This is a genomic window from Endozoicomonas atrinae (assembly GCF_001647025.1).
In the GTDB taxonomy this organism is placed as follows: Bacteria; Pseudomonadota; Gammaproteobacteria; order Pseudomonadales; family Endozoicomonadaceae; genus Endozoicomonas; species Endozoicomonas atrinae.
Window position 1 is genome coordinate 1 of sequence record NZ_LUKQ02000779.1, and the last position, 518, is coordinate 518.

Genomic DNA, 518 nt, shown 5'->3' on the forward strand with positions numbered 1-518 from the left:
GCAATGCCCTGCACAAGGCGGCGGGACTCTCGGCCATTCAGAATCAGGTGCGCGACACCGCCAGAGAGGAAAGCTGGAACCGCAACCTGGATGTGGCGGAGCTGGGACTGGATACTGCCAAGACTGCTACTGATGGCCTGAGCAGTGCAGCCAGTGTTTATAAACTGGCGGCGGATATGTTCACCGACAATAAGATCAAGTACGACCAGCTCAATGAAGCAGCCCGTCAGTACGATCTGGGTTATGGCTTCAAGCAGGACGAGATGAAACTGCAAGCCCAGAACCAGGCGTTTAACCAGGCGGCGAACCGTTGGCAGAACGGACTGGTGCAGACCTACGAAAACAACGGTAAATGGAATTACCACGAGTCGTTTGATTACGAGTATTAATTCACAGGGTCAGGGAGGATCACCATGTACATCGGATCGGACGGCAGGGTTTACCAGAACAAGTTTGAGTCAATTGGCCACGGCACCAAAGTACCCGGTTACGCCGATGAACAGTACGCCATCAACCAG

At 53.7% G+C, this 518-nt stretch carries 1 protein-coding gene; it reads left to right on the top strand.

The genetic code is table 11. The features are described from left to right. The coding region (locus tag AK963_RS34440; protein ID WP_175404797.1) for a hypothetical protein at nt 1-389 on the top strand (389 nt) is incomplete at its 5' end. Between the last annotated feature and the right edge of the window lie 129 nt (nt 390-518).